The organism is Agromyces protaetiae (assembly GCF_004135405.1).
GTDB lineage: Bacteria > Actinomycetota > Actinomycetes > Actinomycetales > Microbacteriaceae > Agromyces > Agromyces protaetiae.
On sequence record NZ_CP035491.1, the window covers coordinates 587,306 to 602,870 of the forward strand.

Sequence of the window (15,565 nt, forward strand, 5' to 3'; positions counted from 1 at the left end):
GCGGCCGCCGCGGTCGGGGCCACAGCCGATTCTGGGGCGGTGGAATGCCCGACGGAAGAGTTCGTAAGGGATCTTTACCAAGTCGAGACAAGTGAGTGTTGCACAGGATGCTCCGAACCGGACTAGCGTGGTCCGACCACGAGTGCTAGCGTGGTCAGACCACGCCGACGAAGGGGGCTCATGGCCGAGCCGACGAGCACCACGCCGAGCTCGAGCACGAGTGCGAACGGCAGCGCGAGCCCGCGCGCCTGGCAGACGGTGCTCGAGCACATCGAGAACCGCCTCCTCGCGGGCGACCTCGTGCCGGGCGACCACCTCCCCGGCGAGCGCGCCATGTCGGCCGACCTCGGCGTCGGGCGGTCGAGCGTCCGCGAAGCGCTCCGCGTGCTCGAAGCCATGGGTCTCGTGCACACGGCGACCGGGTCGGGTCCGAGTGCGGGCGCCATCATCATCGCGACCCCGCACGGCGCCATGACCTCGCTCATGCGGTTGCAGGTCGCCGCGCACGGGTTCCCCGTCGCCGACATCGTCCGCACGCGTCTCATCCTCGAAGCATCCGTCGCCTTCGACCTCGCGAGCGCGACAGACGAACCCGACCTCACCGACGCCGACCTCCTGCTCGACGCGATGGACGCGCCCGGGCTCTCGCCGTCGACGTTCCTCGCGCTCGACGCGCAGTTCCACATCGCGCTCGCGCGCGCGACGGGCAACGAGGTCATCACCGCGACCATGGCGGGCCTCCGCGGCGGCATCGAGGACTACGCCCTCGAAGGTTCCGAGCAGATCGCCGACTGGAACGTCACGCGCGCCCGGCTCCGCGGCGAGCACCGCCGCATCATCGAGGCGATCCGGCGAAAGGATGCCTCCGAAGCACGCGACCGCATCCGCGACCACATCTCGGGCTACTACGACGAGATCTCCCCCGACTCGACCGAATCCCCTGAATCCACCCCCGCCCCCGCCACGAAAGCGAGCTCCTCCGAATGGTGAAGCGCCAGTTCCCGAACCCCGTCGAGCTCGCCGAGCTCATGCGCTTCAAGGCGCCGACGCTCAACCCGACCGATCGTCGCCTCGAGAAGGCGCTCACGATCGCCGACCTCCGGGCGATCGCGAAGCGACGCACGCCGAAGGCGCCGTTCGACTACACCGAGGGCGCCGCCGAAGGCGAGCTGTCGCTCGCGCGCGCCCGCCAGGCCTTCCAAGACGTGGAGTTCCATCCGTCGATCCTGCGGAACGTGCCCGTCGTCGACACGACGCGGGAGGTGCTCGGCGGCACGAGCGCCCTGCCGTTCGGCATCGCACCCACGGGCTTCACGCGCATGATGCAGACCGAGGGCGAGGTCGCGGGCGCGGGCGCCGCGGGGGCCGCGGGCATCCCGTTCACGCTCTCGACGCTCGGCACGACCTCGATCGAAGACGTCAAGGCGACGAACCCGACGGGCCGCAACTGGTTCCAGCTGTACGTCATGAAGGACCGCGAGATCTCCTACGGCCTCGTGCGCCGTGCCGCGGCCGCGGGCTTCGACACGCTCTTCTTCACGGTCGACACGCCCGTCGCGGGCGCGCGCCTTCGCGACAAGCGCAACGGCTTCTCGATCCCGCCGCAGCTCACCCCTGCGACGGTCGTCAACGCGATCCCGCGGCCGGCATGGTGGATCAACTTCCTCACGACCCCGAAGCTCGAGTTCGCGTCGCTCTCGTCGACGGGCGGCACGGTCGGCGAGCTCCTCGACTCGGCGATGGACCCGACGATCTCGTTCGACGACCTCGCGATCATTCGCGAGATGTGGCCCGGCAAGATCGTCGTGAAGGGCGTGCAGACCGTCGCCGACGCCCGCGCTCTCGCCGATCGCGGCGTCGACGGCGTCGTGCTCTCGAACCACGGCGGCCGCCAGCTCGACCGCGCCCCCATCCCCTTCCACCTCCTCCCCGACGTCGCGCGCGAGATCGGGAACGACATGGAGGTGCACGTCGACACGGGCATCATGAACGGCGCCGACATCGTGGCATCCGTCGCCCTCGGCGCGAACTTCACCCTCATCGGCCGCGCGTACCTCTACGGCCTCATGGCGGGCGGGCGCCGCGGCGTCGACAAGACGATCTCGATCCTGAAGGGCGAGATCGAGCGCACCATGAAGCTCCTCGAGGTCGCGACCCTCGACGAGCTCGGGCCCCGGCACGTCACACAGCTCGCGCGCCTGCAGCCCGTCGCAAGGCCGGTGGCGGATGCCGCGGAGCAGGCGTCTGCGGCGAAGCCTCGCACAGTTCGGGCGAACCGGCCGGCGGGTTCGCCGGCGGCGACCGCCACGCGCGCCAAGGCCAAACCCCCGCTCGCGAAGTCCTGAACGCCGGCCGCGGCCGGAGAACGCGGATGCCCCGGAGGTTCGACCTCCGGGGCATCCGCTCGTTCAGGGCTGCAGGTCAGCTGCAGGTGTAGGTGACGCCGTCGACTTCCCACACGCCGGGGCCGAGCTGGCTGCACATCTCGGCGATGTTTCCGAAGAGTGCGGCACCGGCGATCGCGAAGACGATGCCCCCGATGACGCCGAGGGCGGTGAGGATCGCACCGACGATGATGCCGGCCTTCGCCGGGCCGTTCGCGAAGCCCGCCTTCTTCGACTGCGAGTTCGCGACGATGCTGAGGATCAGGCCGACGAGCGGCACGAGGATCGCGAGGACGATGCCCGCGATGCCGAGGCCCTTGCCGGGGAAGGCGGCGGGCGCGGCGGGCGGTGCGGCGGTCGGCGCAGGCGCGGGCGGCTGGGCGGACGGGTCGAATTGGTCGGACACGAAGGGACTCCTCGATGCAGGGGGTCGGTGGGTGTTCACTGGGCGGCGCCCGGCCCCGCGAGCCTAGTGGGTCGGTGCGGTCGCACACCAGCGTTGCCCACAGCGGCCGACCAGCCGTTCGCGGCGGGAATTCGACGCACGATGGCGGAATGAGACGCGCCCGGATGCCACGCGGCCGCCGATGCTGGAGGATCGGAGGCCATGAGGCGAAAGGGGCATCCCATGCGCGGCATCGTCGTTCCCGGCATCGACGGCTCGGGCGAGACCCACTGGCAGACCCGGTGGGAAGCGGCCGACCCGGCGCTCGTGCGCTTCGCGCCGACGTCGTGGAGCGCACCCGATCGCGACGACTGGCGTGCCGCCCTCACGACGGCGCTCCACGCCGCAGGCGCCGACGCGGTCGTGATCGCGCACAGCCTCGGATGCCTCGCGTCGGTCGACGCCCTCGGCACGATCGCCGAGGCATCCGCACCCGACGCCCCCGCGGTGCGCGCCGCGCTCCTCGTCGCCCCGCCCGACGTCGACGGGCCGACCTTCCCCGCGGCTGCGGCGACCTTCCGAGACATCCGCCCGTCGTTGCTCGGGACGCCGGCCCTCGTCGTCGCGAGCGAGGACGACCCGTTCAGCTCGCCCGCGGCGAGCCGCGCGTTCGCCGCCGCGGTCGGCGCCGAGATCGTCTTCGTCGGCGCCCGAGGTCATCTCAACGGCGCGAGCGGACTCGGCGACTGGGCCGAAGGTCTCGCGCTGCTCGAATCGCTCGCGGGCGTTCGCGCGGACGCCTGACCACCGGGGCGGGTCCGATGCGCCGCGCATAGACTCGAAACCATGGCAGCCAGGGGTTCCTACGCGAAAGGCGTCGCGAAACGGGAGGAGATCCTCGCGACGGCGCTCGATGTGATCGCCCGCAACGGCTACGGTCGCGCATCGATCCGCGAGCTCGCCGCTGCCGTCGGCCTCAGCCAAGCCGGCCTCCTGCACTACTTCAGCTCGAAGGAAGAGCTGTTCGCCGAGATCCTCCGCGCGCGCGACGACGTCGACCGCGGCATCTTCGTCGAGTCCGACGACGCGACGGAGGCGACGGATGCCCCGGGGCCGGCCTCCGACGGCGAGGCCGAAGCCGCAGCCCCCACTCCCACCATCGAGGGCTACCGCCGCCTCATCCGGCACAACGCCGATGTGCCGGGGCTCGTGCAGCTCTACGTCAACCTCTCGGCCGAGGCGACCGACCCGAACCATCCCGCCCACGCCTACTTCCGCGAGCGCTACAGCGTGTTCCGCGAGGCGGCCGCGCGGGGCATCCGGCGCGCTCAGACCGTCGGCGAGGTCTCCCCCGACGTCGACCCCGAGATCGCCGCGACGCTGCTCCTCGCCCTGGCCGACGGCCTGCAGACGCAGTGGCTCATGGACCCGTCGATCGACATGGGCGAGCACATCGACGCGTTCCTCCGACGCCTCCGCCGAACCGCACCCCCCGAACGGGGTACGTGACCCTGGGCGCCTCCTGAGCGCATGCTGTCCGCATGACGCCGCTCGATTCCTCGTCCCACGAGTCCCACGATTTCGAGCACCCGCCGTTCGACGGCGCGAGACTGCAGCACTCCGTGCTCCTGCTCGACTACCTCGTCGACCACGGCCCCACGACGCGCAGCGAGCTGTCGGCCGCGACGGGTCTCGGGCGCAGCGCGATCGCCGCGGTGACGGCTCGGCTCCTCGAGGTCGGCGTGCTCGCCGAAGAGGCGGATGCCTCGTCCGACGGCCGCGCGACGCCGCTCGCCCTGGCGGCCGCCAACCACGTGCTCGTCACGACCGCGATCACGGCCGACGACGCGATCGCGACCGTCGCCTCGCTCGACGGAGCCGAACTCGCGCGCTTCGGGGAACCGCACTCGGTCGCCGACCGCGGCGGGCTCCTCGAGCTCCTCTCGGTGGTGCTGCGCCGGGCGCTCTCGTACGCCGACCGCGGCGGGTTCCCGGTCGCCGACGTGACCCTGCTCGTCGACGGCTCGGTCGCGGGGACTCCCGAGGTCGTCGTCGGCAGCGGCCGGTTCGGGCCCGAGCCGATCGACGTCGCCGCGGAGCTCCGCGCCCGCGTGCCCGCGCTCGGCGACACGGTCACCGTCGTCCCCGCGGCGATCGCGGCGGCCACGGCCGAGGGCGACGCGCTCGGCGTCCGCGACCTCCTCTACCTCGACGGCGACACCGCGATCGGGTCGGCGATCATCGTCGACGGGCGGCCGCTCCGCGGCGGGCACGGGCTCGCCGCTTCGCTCGCGCACCTGCCCATCGTGCCCAGCGGTCGCCGCTGCGAGTGCGGGCAGCGCGGATGCCTCGCGACCGTCGCCGACCCGTCGCAGGTCATCGAGCGCGCGGGGCTCGCCCGGCTCGAAGCCGACCGCGGCCGCACGGCGGCACTCGAGGAGCTCCTCGTGCGCCTCGAGGCATCCGAAGACCGCGCGACCTGGTCGTGGCTCGACGCCGCCCTCTGGATCGGGCGCACCCTGCAGGCCGTCGCGCCCGCACTCGACCCGGCCGTCGTCGTCGTCGGCGGGTACTGGGGGCGCCTCGTGGGCGACATCGAGAAGTCGTTCCGCGAGAACCGTCCGACGATCGGCGGCGGCGTGCTCGCGAGCGTGCCGCTGCTCGCCGCTGCGACGCTCGGCTCCGACGCGGCCCTCGTCGGGGCGCGCCGGCAGGCCCGCGGGAGGCTCGTCGCGGAGCCCATGCTGCTCGTCGGCTGAGCTCGGTTCCCCGCTCCGTGCGGGAATGGATGCGCCGCCCGCGCGATTGCACCACCCATGACCGATCTCGCGCAGGCGCCGACCATCCAGTTGGCCGCGCCGACTGCGCCGGCGCTCGCGCAGGCCGGCGGCGACATCGACGACGTGCTCCAACGGCTCCGCTGGCATCTCTCCGAGGTCGCCGTGCGCGAGGTCGTCGTGGGCGGTTCCTCCCGCGACGGCGGCGGAGGCATCCGGTTCCACTACGTGCTCTCCGGCTCGGTCGACCTCGGTATCGGCGACGAGACGATCTCGATGCGCGCGGGCGACTTCGCGATGCTCACCCGCCCCGACGGAGTCGAGGTCGCAGGCGTCGAGGACGGCTCGCTCCTCACCGGGACGTTCGCGGTCGACAGCCCCGACGGCACCGAACGCGTGCTGCCGCCCGTCCTGTTCGTGTGCCGTCTCGACGCCCGCGAGCCCGTCATCGTGTCGCTCCTCGAGTCGATGCGGAGCGAGTTCGTCGACCGACGCCCGGGCTCGCACACGGTCCTCGACCGCAGCGCCGACGTCGTGGCATCCGCCGCCCTGCGCATCTGGTTCGAGCGCGGCTGCGACGAGCCGCGCCGCTGGTTCGCCGCCGCCCTCGACCCGCACCTCGCACGAGCGATCGACGCGATCCACGAGGCGCCCGGCGAGCACTGGACGGTCGAGTCGCTCGCGCGGCTCGCCCGGGCGTCGCGCTCGCAGTTCGCCGAGCAGTTCCGGACGGCGCTCGACGAGACGCCCGCGCGGTACCTCACGCGCGTGCGCATGGAGCGCGCCGAGGGGATGCTCCGCGACGGGTGGGCGGTCGCGCAGATCGCGTTCGAACTCGGCTACGACAGCGACGCGGGCTTCAGCCGGGCGTTCCGCCGGCACGCGGGCGTCTCACCGAGCAGCTGGCAGCGGTCGGCCCGCCACGCGCACGGCGCAGCGGGCCGACCGGTCGTGCACGCGACCGCCTAGGCTCGCGGCTTCCCGGCGCGCGCCGTGCTGAGCACGGCCCCGCCGATGAGAGCGGATGCGCCGCCCACCGTGAGCGCGACCTGCACGCCGACGGCGTCGACGAGGAGCCCGCCGACCGCAGCCCCGAGGGTGATCGCGATCTGGAACGCCGCGACGACGAGGCCGCCGGCGCTCTCGAGGCGGTCGGGCGCGACCCGGGACATCCAGGTCTGCACCATCGTCGGCACAGCCCCGAAGCCGAGCCCCCACACGAACACGAGCACTCCGGCGAGCGCCGCGCTCGACGGCAGGACGGCGAACGCGATGGTCCCGACGCCGATCGCGACGGGAGAGGCGATCACGAGCGCCGAGAGGTGCCGGTCGGCGAGGAAGCCCGCGCCGAGATTGCCGAGGAAGCTCGCGATGCCGAAGAGCGCGAGCAGCACGGCGAGCCCCTCGGGCGTGAGCCCGGCGATCGTGTCGAACGCCGGTCGCAGGTAGGTGAAGCCCATGAAGTGGCCGCCCGCGATGAGCACGATCGAGAGGATGCCGAGGGCGACGACCCTGCGTCGGAGGGTCGACCCGAGGGCACGGAATCCGGGCGCCCCGCTCGGCGCGACCGACGGCAGCGTCGCGAGCTGCACCACGAGGGTCACGACTCCGGCCGCGGCGACGAAGAGGAACACCGCCCGCCACCCGAGGATCTCCCCGAGGTACGCGCCCGCGGGCACCGCGGCGATCGTCGCGAGCGAGACGCCCATGTTGACGAGCGTCATGGCACGCCCGAGCCGGTGCGCGGGAACGAGCTGGGCGGTGACGGCGAGCGACATGGCCCAGAAGCCTGAGAGCGCGACGCCGAGCAGGAGCCGCGCGGCGAGCATGACGCCGAAGTTCCCCGCCGTGGCGACGAGCACGTTCGAGACGATCGCGAGCGCCGTGAGGCCCGCCATCACCCAGCGGCGATCGACTCGCGGCAGGGATGCCACGACGAGCGGCCCGCTCACGATGCCCGCGAGGCTCGTGGCCGTCACCAGTTGCCCGGCCGCCCCTTCGGTGAGGCCGAGCTCGGCGGCGACGGGCGAGAGCAGGCTCGCGGGCAGGAACTCCGCCGAGACGAGCGTGAAGATGCCGAGCGCGAGCGAGACGACGGCGGGCCAGGCGGCTCGCGTCCTCGTCTCGCCCGGCGCGATCGCGGGGGTGGCTGCGGTGTCGACGGACATGGTTCTCCTTCGGTCGGCCTTCAGCCTGAGGCATCCGCCCCATGCCCCGCCCGACCGATCGTCGCCGCGACCCGACCGATCCTCCGGAGCGGGCTGCCTACCTCACGCCCGACATGAGCTTCAAGACACCGCGGCTGCCGAGGGCGAGCGCGATGCCGAAGACGATCGCGATGGCGCCGAGCACTCCGAAGTAGACGCCTTCGTTCTCGAGCGAGTAGAACTCGGCGAGCCATCCGGCGATCGCCGTGCCGAGCGCGACCGACAGGAAGAACAGCGCGACCATCTGGGTGTGGAACTTCGCGGGCGCGAGCTTCGTCGTGACCGACAGCCCCACGGGCGAGAGCAGCAGCTCGGCGATCGTGAACACGAGCAGGATGCCGATGATCGCGAGGAGCGGCGTCGAGTTCGGCCCGCCGCCCGCGAACGGCAGGAACAGCAGGAACGCGATGCCCATGATGATCGTGCCGAGCGCGAACTTGATCGGCGTCGACGGCGCACGGTCGCCGAGCTTCGTCCAGATCGCGGCGAACACGCCCGACAGGATGATGATGAAGATCGGGTTGATCGACTGCACCCACGAGACCGGCATCTCCCAGCCGAAGAGGTTGCGATCGAGCTTCTGGTCGCTGTAGATCGTCAGCACCGTGAACTGCTGCTGATAGAGCGACCAGAACGCGACGCTCGCGATGAAGAGCGGGATGAATCCGAAGACGCGATTGCGCTCGGTGCCCGTGATGGCTCGGCTCGTGAGGATCACGACGAAGTACGCGATCGTCGCGACGACCGTCGCCCCGATGACCCACGCGACGAGGTTGTGCGCGTTGATCGCCCCCGTGTAGACGAGGACGATGACGACGAGCACTGCCGCGACGCCGATGCCGATCACGATGCCGAACGACTTCGCGGGCAACGGGTTCGGAACGGCGGATGCCTCGGCCGGCAGGCGTTTGCGGCCGAACGAGTACTGGATGAGGCCGAACGCCATGCCGACGGCCGCGAGGCCGAACCCGAGGTGGAAGCCGAGCGAGGGCGGGAACCCGTGCTCGGCGGTGAACGTGCCCTGCAGGAGGCCCGTGAGGATCGGCCCGAAGAACGCGCCGAGGTTGATGCCGAGGTAGAAGATCGAGAAGCCCGCGTCGCGGCGCGGGTCGTGCTCGCTGTACAGCGTGCCGACGACGCTCGTCGCGTTCGCCTTGAGCCCGCCCGAGCCGAACGCGATGAGCACGAGCCCGACGCCGACGCCGAGGAACCCCGGCAGGAGCGACAGCGCGATGTGGCCCGCCATGATGACGACCGCACTGTAGAACAGCACGCGCTCGCTGCCGAGGAGCCGGTCTGCGACCCACGCGCCGAGGATCGTCGACAGGTACACCCCGCCGCCGTAGGCGCCGACGATGCCCGCCGCCGCGCCCTGGTCGAGCCCGAGCCCGCCCTCGGTCGCCGAGTAGTACAGGTAGATGAGCAGGATGCCCTGCATGCCGTAGAAGCTGAACCGCTCCCACATCTCGACGCCGAAGATGTGCACGAGCGCGCGCGGCTGACCGAAGAACCCCTTGTCGCCGGTCGTGTCGCGTTCGACGCGCTCAGGCGCGATATCCCCCATGCCGGTCACCCTACTCCGGCGGGTCGCTTGCCCGCGGCGATACGACTGCGGCATCCTGGCGGAACGCCTACCGCCCTTCCGCGAGCATCGGAGACGGATGCCCCACAGCGACGCCGACCGCATCTCGCACCTGCAACGCATCGCCTACGGCGCCGGGTCCGACGACGCCGCCCGCGCCGAGGCCGCAGCCGAGCTCGCCGCCATCTTCTCGCCGCGCACGGCGCCGACGGCGGTCGGGACGCTCGAGCGGCCGGGCGGCGCCGACATCGCGGGCGACTCGCGGGGCCTCGATGCCGGCGGCGAGGCGTTCACGTTCGACGCGCTCGTCTCCGCGGTCGAGGGTCGCGAAGAACCGGATGCCGCGTCCGCACGCGCTGCGGACGACGACCGCGAGGCGGATGGCCCCGGCGGGCCGGCCGGGCTCGTCGGGTTCCTCGTCCGCCACCGCGCCGCCGTGCTCTCGGCTGCGGCCGCGCTCGCGGTCGGCCTCGCGGTCGGGTGGAGCCTCGGGACATCCGAACACCCGACCGGCGGTCGCCCGCTCGACGCAGCCGGGATCGCGTCCGGCAGCTCGACCGGGCGGGTCGAGCCTCCGCGACCCGTCGCCGGGACTTCCATGATCCGGGTGTTCGATCGGCCGCAGGACCCCGCGTTCGACGTGCCGGCTGCCCTCGCCGACTCCGCGGCGGGCTCCCTCGGCGCACTGGATCTCGACCCGTCGAGCACGCGGCTCCTCGCCGAACGCGACGACGGGCTCGCCGCGTTCGCCGCCCGCCATGCGAACGGCCTCGACGTCTGCCTGCTCGTCGGCGTCGGATCGGGGCTCGCGTCGACGTGCACGAACGACGGTCAGGTCGATGCCGGAGGACTCTCGATCGTGGGCACCTTCGAGCAGCCCTACGGCCAGGTCGGCGTCATCTGGGAGCCCGACGGCGACCTGAGCTGGGCGGTCGGCTGAAGCCCGCCGACCGAACGGCGGGTCTTGCCGCAGCCCCGCGGCTGAGGCATCCTGACCTCGACCCGCAGAACCCATCGGAGTCGGATGTCGAACCGCGACGTCGATCGCATCGCCCGGCTGCAACGCGCCGCCTACGGCGCGGGCGCCGATTCCGCCGCGCGCGCCGCGGCCGTCGCTGAACTCGAAGCGCTCCTCGCGGTTCCGGTCGAGGAACCGACGGGCGAAGGACCGACCGGCGAAGGCGAGGCGAGGCTGACCGCGCTCCCCGCCGCCGACGCCGCCGACGCCGCCGATGCCGCCGCGACCGCCGATCCGCCGGAGGCCGCCGATGCACCGGCCGGGGTCGTCGGCTTCCTCCGCCGCAACCGCACCGCCGTGATCTCCGCCGCGGCGGCGCTCGCGGTCGGCCTCACGATCGGCTGGGGGCTCGGGGCATCCGGAACCCCAACCGAACGTCTCGGCGGCGACGACCCCGGCGCGAGCGACGCGACCGACGCCGACGTGCCCGAACCCGAACCGTTCACCAACTCGTACACGGGCGCGCTGCCGCCCGTCCCCGTGGCCTCGACGGGCGCGGTCGGCGTGTTCACCCGCCCGCAGGAGCCCGACGACGTGCCGACGCACATGGCCGACGGCTCGAGCGGCGAAGCCGGTTTCGACCTCGAGACGGCGAGCACCCGCCTCATCGGCGAACGCGCCGACGGCGTCAAGGTCTACGCCGCACGCGAGGAGAACGGCGTCGACATCTGCGTCCTCCTCGCCGCCGGCCAGCTCCTCGCGAAAACCTGCACGGAGTTCGGCCAGTTCAACGGAAGCGGACTCCTCGTCGAGGGCACCTACGAGGAGCCCTACGGCACCGTCGGCGTGCTGTGGCGACCCGACGGCACCCTGGCCTGGGCGGCGATCGTCGGCGAGTGACCGGCCGGAACCCCACCACGCGATCCGGGGGTTCTCCCGAACCCACCCGGGGGACTCCCCCACTGACGCACCCGCGCACCGCTCAGTACCTTCGGTGTCGACGAAGGGGAAGAACGATCATGAACGCGCACACCACCACCGCACGCCGCACCGCGCTCTTCGCGGCCGGCCTCGGGCTCACCGCGCTCGCCCTCTCGGGGTGCGCGTACTTCGGGCCGCTGCACGAGACATCCGACTCGGCGACCGTCGACGACGCCACGACCGCGGGCGTCGACCGCATCCGACTCGACCGGCTCGACGGCACCGTCTCGATCACGGGCGACCCCTCGGCGACGGGCATCTCGATCGAGCGCACCGTCCGCTACTGGGGCCAGGAGCGCACGATCGGCGACACCCACCGCGTCGAAGGCTCCGAGCTCGTGCTCGGCGGCTGCGGCCCGCGCTGCATCGTCTCGTACACCGTCACCGCGCCCGCGGACATCGACGTCGGCGGCAACACCGACAACGGCGGCATCGACCTCGAAGCCGTCCGCGACGTCGACCTCGAGACCGACAACGGTCGCATCACCGTGCGCACCGCCGAGGACGTGCGCCTCGAGACCGACAACGGCCGCGTCGAGCTGACGGATGTCTCGGGCGACATCGTCGTCCACGGCGACAACGGACTCGTGCAGGGCAAGGGCCTCGCCGGCTCGCGCACCGAGGTCGAGACCGACAACGGCCGCATCGAGCTCGACTTCGAGACCGCGCAGGACGTGCACGCGACGACCTCGAACGGGCAGATCATCCTGACCGTGCCTGCAGGCTCGTTCCGGGTCGACGCGCAGACCGACAACGGCAGCGTCCGGTCGCAGGTCGCAGACGACCCCTCGGGCGAGCACGAGCTCGTGCTGCGCGCCGACAACGGGTCGATCGACGTCAGGCAGCGCTGAAGCCGGCGGGCGTCGCCGTCAGGCGGCGCTCGCCGCGAGCGCGTTCTTCGCGTCGCGCCATGCGAGCCAGTGCTTCACGGGCTCGAGATCGTAGCCGGGGCCTGAGATGCCGACCGTGAACAGACGCGTTCCGGCGGCGTAGAGGGCCTCGGCCCGATCGTCGTCTCGGTCGCGGCCGAGCTCGTTCGAGATCGTGAGGCTCGAGACATCCCGCCCGACCTCGTCGGCCCAACGGCGGATGACGTCGACCTTGTGGGCGATCTCGTCGGGCTGCACGAACGAGTGCCAGATGTCGGCGTGCTCGGCGACGATGCGGAGCGTCTTCTGCTCCCCCTTGCCGCCGATCATGATCGGGATCTCGCGGGTCGGCGCCGGGTTGAGCTTCGCCCACCGCTCGCGGATGCGGGGCAGCGCGCCCGCGAGGGCCTTGATGCGCGTGCCCGGCGTGCCGAACTCGTACCCGTACTCGTCGTAGTCGCGCTCGAACCAGCCGGCGCCCGTGCCGAAGACGAAGCGGCCCTCGCCGCCGTTCTTCGCGGAGATGTGGTCGATCGTGCGGGCCATGTCGGCCTGCAGGTCGGCGTTGCGGTAGGAGTTGCAGTTCACGAGCGTGCCGAACTCGATGCGCTCGGTCTGCTCGGCCCAAGCGCCGAGCATCGTCCACGCCTCGAAGTGCAGGCCGTCCCGCTCGCCGTAGAGCGGGAAGAAGTGGTCCCAGTTGAAGACGATGTCGGCGCCGAGGTCTTCGAGGCGCAGGACGGTGTCTCGGATGGCGGAGTACTCGGCGTGCTGGGGCTGAACCTGGACGCCGATTCTGACGGGGGTCTCGAGTCTCACCGATCCAGCCTACGAGCGTTTCTCCCGGGTATGCCCCGAATTGGGGGACGCTTCACCTTCGCTGCGAGCCTGCGACGGCTCGGGCTGCCCGCGTACACTCACGAAGCATGGACAACCTCGACCGGGCGATTCTCGATCTGCTCAGGCAGAACGCCCGCGCCGGCTACGGCGACATCGGGTCGTCCGTCGGGCTGTCCGCCTCGGCCGTGAAGCGTCGCGTCGACCGTCTCGTCGCCGACGGAGTCATCCGGTCGTTCACGATCCAGGTCGACCCCGCCGTCGACGGCATGAGCACCGAGGCCTACGTCGAGCTCTTCTGCCGCGGCACCGTCGCTCCCGACGAGCTCCGGCGCATCCTGCAGGACGTGCCCGAGGTCGTCTACGCGGGCACCGTCACGGGCAGCGCCGACGCCGTCGTGCAGATGCGCGCCCGCGACATCGCGTCGCTCGAAGACGCCCTCGAACGCGTGCGCGTCGCGCCGAACGTCGACCACACGAAGAGCGCGATCGTGCTCTCGCGGCTCGTGAACCGGCAGCGCGACTGATGCCGGTGCGCATCGTCATCGCGGCCGGCGGCCCAGCGCCCGCGTCGGAGCAGGTGCGCTCGCAGGTCGTCGAGGCAGTGAAGGACGACCGCCTCGTGCCGGGCGAGCGCATGCCGACCGTGCGGGCGCTCGCGGTCGAGCTCGGCCTCGCCCCCAACACGATCGCGAAGGCGTACCGAGAGCTCGAGAGCGACGGCGTCATCGAGACGCGCGGCCGGTCGGGCACGTTCGTGTCGACGCAGGGGGATGCCTCGCACCGCCGCCTGCAGGAGGCCGCGGCCGAGTACGCGGCGCTCGCGCGCCGGCTCAAGGTGCCGACCGACGACGCCGTCCACGCCGTCGAGGCCGCGCTGCGGATCGGGACGTAGGCGCTGCTCCCTGCCCCGTCCTCTCCCCTTCCCCGGCGTACTCCCGTCCTCCCTCCCCCGCCGTACTCCCGTCCTCCCTCCCCCGCGCACGGCGTAGGAGATTCCGGGTGCCACGCCGACGGCCGCCGGCTCGCCGCCGAATTCCTCCTACGCGCTGTCGGCGACGACGGCGAGGGCGAGGCGGACGCTTGACGCCTCGTGTTTGTCGCAGCACAATGCTTGTCATGCGACAAACTCGGATGACTCGATGATCCCCCTCGCCGTCTCGCTGCCGGGCATCGTGGTGTACGCGATCGGCATCGCGATCCGCTCGGGCGCCCGCATCCGCATGCGGGGCGACAGCCAAGTGCGCACCGTCCTCCGCGTGGCACGGCAAGTGGGCCTCGACGTCGAGAGCGCCGAGACGGGCGACCGGATCGCCGACCGGCTCCGTCGGCAGGCGCGCATCTCACTGCTCACGATCCCACTCTGGGCCGCGCTCGGCGTCGGCTTCGCGTTCGCGCTGCCGACCGATGCGCCGCTGCTGCTCACGCTGGTGCCGCTGTGGGCGGCGGTCGCCTGCCAGCAGTTCGGCGAGAGCGTCGCCGGGGTCGTCGAGGGCTTCCGTCTCGACCCCGATCGGGCGCGCGTCGCGACTGCCCGCCTACGCACGCGAGCCGACTACGCCGACCCCTTCGTCCGCATCGGCTCCCGCATCCTCGTCACGTTCTCGGCGCTCGCGACGGCCGTTCTGCTGGCCGCGGGCGGCCCCGACCCCGCAGGCACCTCGGCCGGGATCTCGATGCTCGCGGCGGTCGCCGCGCTCGTCGCAGCCGACCTGCTTGCCGGCGCCCTCGCACGACGACGCCAGCACGCCGCGAACCGCGAGGAACTCGTCTGGGACGACGCGCTCCGCGCGATCGCGATCAACAACGTGTACAGCACACCCTTCCTGCTCGCGATCTATCCGCTCATCGCGACCGCGCAGGCGCTGTCGGGCAGCCCCGGCATGCCGGCCTGGATCACCCTCGCCGGCGCCCTCACCGGCGTCGTCACGGGGGGTGCGGTGATGGCGTACTCGCTCGCGATCATCGTGCGTCGACCGGCGGAACGGATGACCCGCCGCCTCGCCGCCGAGGACGCGGCGGAGGCATCCGCATGATCACCGTCGACCCGCAGTCGCCCGTGCCGCCCTACGAACAGGTGCGGGTGGGTATCGCCGCGGCCGTGCGCTCGGGCGAACTCGCACCAGGCACCCGATTGCCGACCGTGCGCGGCCTCGCGGCCGACCTCGGGCTCGCCGTCAACACGGTCGCCAAGGCCTACCGCGAGCTCGAACGCGACCAGCTCGTCGAGACCCGCGGCCGCCACGGCACCTTCGTGCCGTCGAGCGGCGATCCAGTCGACGAGCAGGCGCAGCTCGCGGCATCCGACTTCGCTGAACGGATGTCACGGCTGGGCGTCGAGGCATCCGAAGCCCTCGCCATGGTGCGCGCCGCACTCAAGCTGCGCGACTGACGCGACCGGCGAGCGCTCCCGTCGGCCCGAAACCTGGAGCCCGCTGCGCTCGGGCGGGAAGTCTATCGGGCCCGAACCTCCGGCACTTCGGCACCATTGACCGAAGAAGCTCCGAGAATCGGCGCGCCCGTCGCGGAAGATTCGGGCGGGCGGCACTTCGGCACCGGTGCGCGAACGAGAGCACTGTCCGCAA

General features: G+C 72.1%; 17 protein-coding genes. 13 read left to right on the plus strand and 4 right to left on the minus strand.

Going from position 1 to position 15,565, the window contains the following annotated elements; all coding sequences use genetic code 11:
• Positions 1 to 180: 180 nt before the first annotated feature.
• Together ET445_RS02680 and ET445_RS02685 are read left to right on the plus strand one after the other, a co-directional pair.
• Positions 181 to 990, plus strand: a complete 810-nt coding sequence (locus tag ET445_RS02680) for a FadR/GntR family transcriptional regulator (RefSeq protein WP_129188594.1) — start codon at positions 181 to 183, stop codon at positions 988 to 990.
• The gene (locus ET445_RS02685) at positions 984 to 2,345 is read left to right on the plus strand and encodes an alpha-hydroxy acid oxidase (protein WP_129188596.1); all 1,362 of its coding nucleotides are present in this window, start codon (positions 984 to 986) and stop codon (positions 2,343 to 2,345) included. Before ET445_RS02680 ends, ET445_RS02685 begins: the two co-directional genes overlap by 7 nt.
• Before the next feature lie 76 nt (positions 2,346 to 2,421).
• Here the strand turns inward: ET445_RS02685 and ET445_RS02690 are convergent, their stop codons facing one another.
• Positions 2,422 to 2,790: a DUF4190 domain-containing protein gene (locus tag ET445_RS02690; protein ID WP_129188598.1), complete on the minus strand. Its 369-nt coding sequence runs from the start codon at positions 2,788 to 2,790 to the stop codon at positions 2,422 to 2,424.
• A 222-nt stretch (positions 2,791 to 3,012) separates the two neighbouring features.
• On the opposite strand from ET445_RS02690, the gene ET445_RS02695 reads away from it, so the two are divergent.
• The 4 genes from ET445_RS02695 to ET445_RS02710 are packed head-to-tail and all read left to right on the plus strand — an operon-like array spanning position 3,013 to position 6,515.
• Positions 3,013 to 3,573 carry an RBBP9/YdeN family alpha/beta hydrolase gene (locus ET445_RS02695; protein WP_129188600.1) on the plus strand — a complete coding sequence of 187 codons (561 nt, stop codon included), beginning with the start codon at positions 3,013 to 3,015 and terminating at the stop codon, positions 3,571 to 3,573.
• Positions 3,574 to 3,615: 42 nt separating this feature from the next.
• Positions 3,616 to 4,278, plus strand: coding sequence for a TetR/AcrR family transcriptional regulator (locus ET445_RS02700; RefSeq protein WP_129188602.1), 663 nt, complete (start codon positions 3,616 to 3,618; stop codon positions 4,276 to 4,278).
• Between the two features lie 32 nt (positions 4,279 to 4,310).
• The gene (locus ET445_RS02705) at positions 4,311 to 5,528 is read left to right on the plus strand and encodes an ROK family transcriptional regulator (RefSeq protein WP_129188604.1); all 1,218 of its coding nucleotides are present in this window, start codon (positions 4,311 to 4,313) and stop codon (positions 5,526 to 5,528) included.
• 57 nt (positions 5,529 to 5,585) lie between these two features.
• Entirely contained in the window at positions 5,586 to 6,515 is a 930-nt protein-coding gene (locus ET445_RS02710; RefSeq protein WP_129188606.1) for a helix-turn-helix domain-containing protein, read from the plus strand.
• On the opposite strand, the gene ET445_RS02715 is transcribed toward ET445_RS02710, so the two are convergent.
• Both ET445_RS02715 and ET445_RS02720 read right to left on the minus strand, forming a co-directional pair.
• The gene (locus tag ET445_RS02715) at positions 6,512 to 7,714 is read right to left on the minus strand and encodes an MFS transporter (RefSeq protein WP_129188608.1); all 1,203 of its coding nucleotides are present in this window, start codon (positions 7,712 to 7,714) and stop codon (positions 6,512 to 6,514) included. The two genes, ET445_RS02710 and ET445_RS02715, sit on opposite strands and share 4 nt — an antisense overlap.
• A 97-nt stretch (positions 7,715 to 7,811) precedes the next feature.
• Positions 7,812 to 9,317, minus strand: a complete 1,506-nt coding sequence (locus tag ET445_RS02720) for a peptide MFS transporter (protein ID WP_129188610.1) — start codon at positions 9,315 to 9,317, stop codon at positions 7,812 to 7,814.
• 97 nt (positions 9,318 to 9,414) lie between these two features.
• Here ET445_RS02720 and ET445_RS02725 point away from each other — a divergent pair, with 97 nt between their 5' ends.
• The 3 genes from ET445_RS02725 to ET445_RS02735 all read left to right on the plus strand — a co-directional run bounded on the left by ET445_RS02725 (position 9,415) and on the right by ET445_RS02735 (position 12,125).
• A complete protein-coding gene (locus ET445_RS02725; protein WP_129188612.1) occupies positions 9,415 to 10,275 on the plus strand; it encodes a hypothetical protein in 861 nt (286 codons plus the stop codon).
• An 84-nt stretch (positions 10,276 to 10,359) separates the two neighbouring features.
• Positions 10,360 to 11,193: a hypothetical protein gene (locus ET445_RS02730; protein WP_129188614.1), complete on the plus strand. Its 834-nt coding sequence runs from the start codon at positions 10,360 to 10,362 to the stop codon at positions 11,191 to 11,193.
• 119 nt (positions 11,194 to 11,312) lie between these two features.
• Positions 11,313 to 12,125: a DUF4097 family beta strand repeat-containing protein gene (locus ET445_RS02735; RefSeq protein ID WP_129188616.1), complete on the plus strand. Its 813-nt coding sequence runs from the start codon at positions 11,313 to 11,315 to the stop codon at positions 12,123 to 12,125.
• Positions 12,126 to 12,143: 18 nt separating this feature from the next.
• On the opposite strand, the gene ET445_RS02740 is transcribed toward ET445_RS02735, so the two are convergent.
• Entirely contained in the window at positions 12,144 to 12,962 is an 819-nt protein-coding gene (locus ET445_RS02740) for an LLM class F420-dependent oxidoreductase (protein ID WP_129188618.1), read from the minus strand.
• Between the two features lie 107 nt (positions 12,963 to 13,069).
• Here ET445_RS02740 and ET445_RS02745 point away from each other — a divergent pair, with 107 nt between their 5' ends.
• The 4 genes from ET445_RS02745 (at position 13,070) to ET445_RS02760 (ending at position 15,372) form a co-directional block, all read left to right on the plus strand.
• Positions 13,070 to 13,507, plus strand: a complete 438-nt coding sequence (locus ET445_RS02745) for an Lrp/AsnC family transcriptional regulator (protein ID WP_129188620.1) — start codon at positions 13,070 to 13,072, stop codon at positions 13,505 to 13,507.
• Between the two features lie 5 nt (positions 13,508 to 13,512).
• Positions 13,513 to 13,875, plus strand: a complete 363-nt coding sequence (locus ET445_RS02750) for a GntR family transcriptional regulator (protein ID WP_243695302.1) — start codon at positions 13,513 to 13,515, stop codon at positions 13,873 to 13,875.
• Between the two features lie 247 nt (positions 13,876 to 14,122).
• Positions 14,123 to 15,016 carry a hypothetical protein gene (locus ET445_RS02755; RefSeq protein WP_129188624.1) on the plus strand — a complete coding sequence of 298 codons (894 nt, stop codon included), beginning with the start codon at positions 14,123 to 14,125 and terminating at the stop codon, positions 15,014 to 15,016.
• Positions 15,013 to 15,372, plus strand: a complete 360-nt coding sequence (locus ET445_RS02760; protein ID WP_129188626.1) for a GntR family transcriptional regulator — start codon at positions 15,013 to 15,015, stop codon at positions 15,370 to 15,372. The genes ET445_RS02755 and ET445_RS02760 overlap by 4 nt, the downstream gene beginning before the upstream one ends.
• The last annotated feature ends 193 nt before the right edge of the window (positions 15,373 to 15,565 follow it).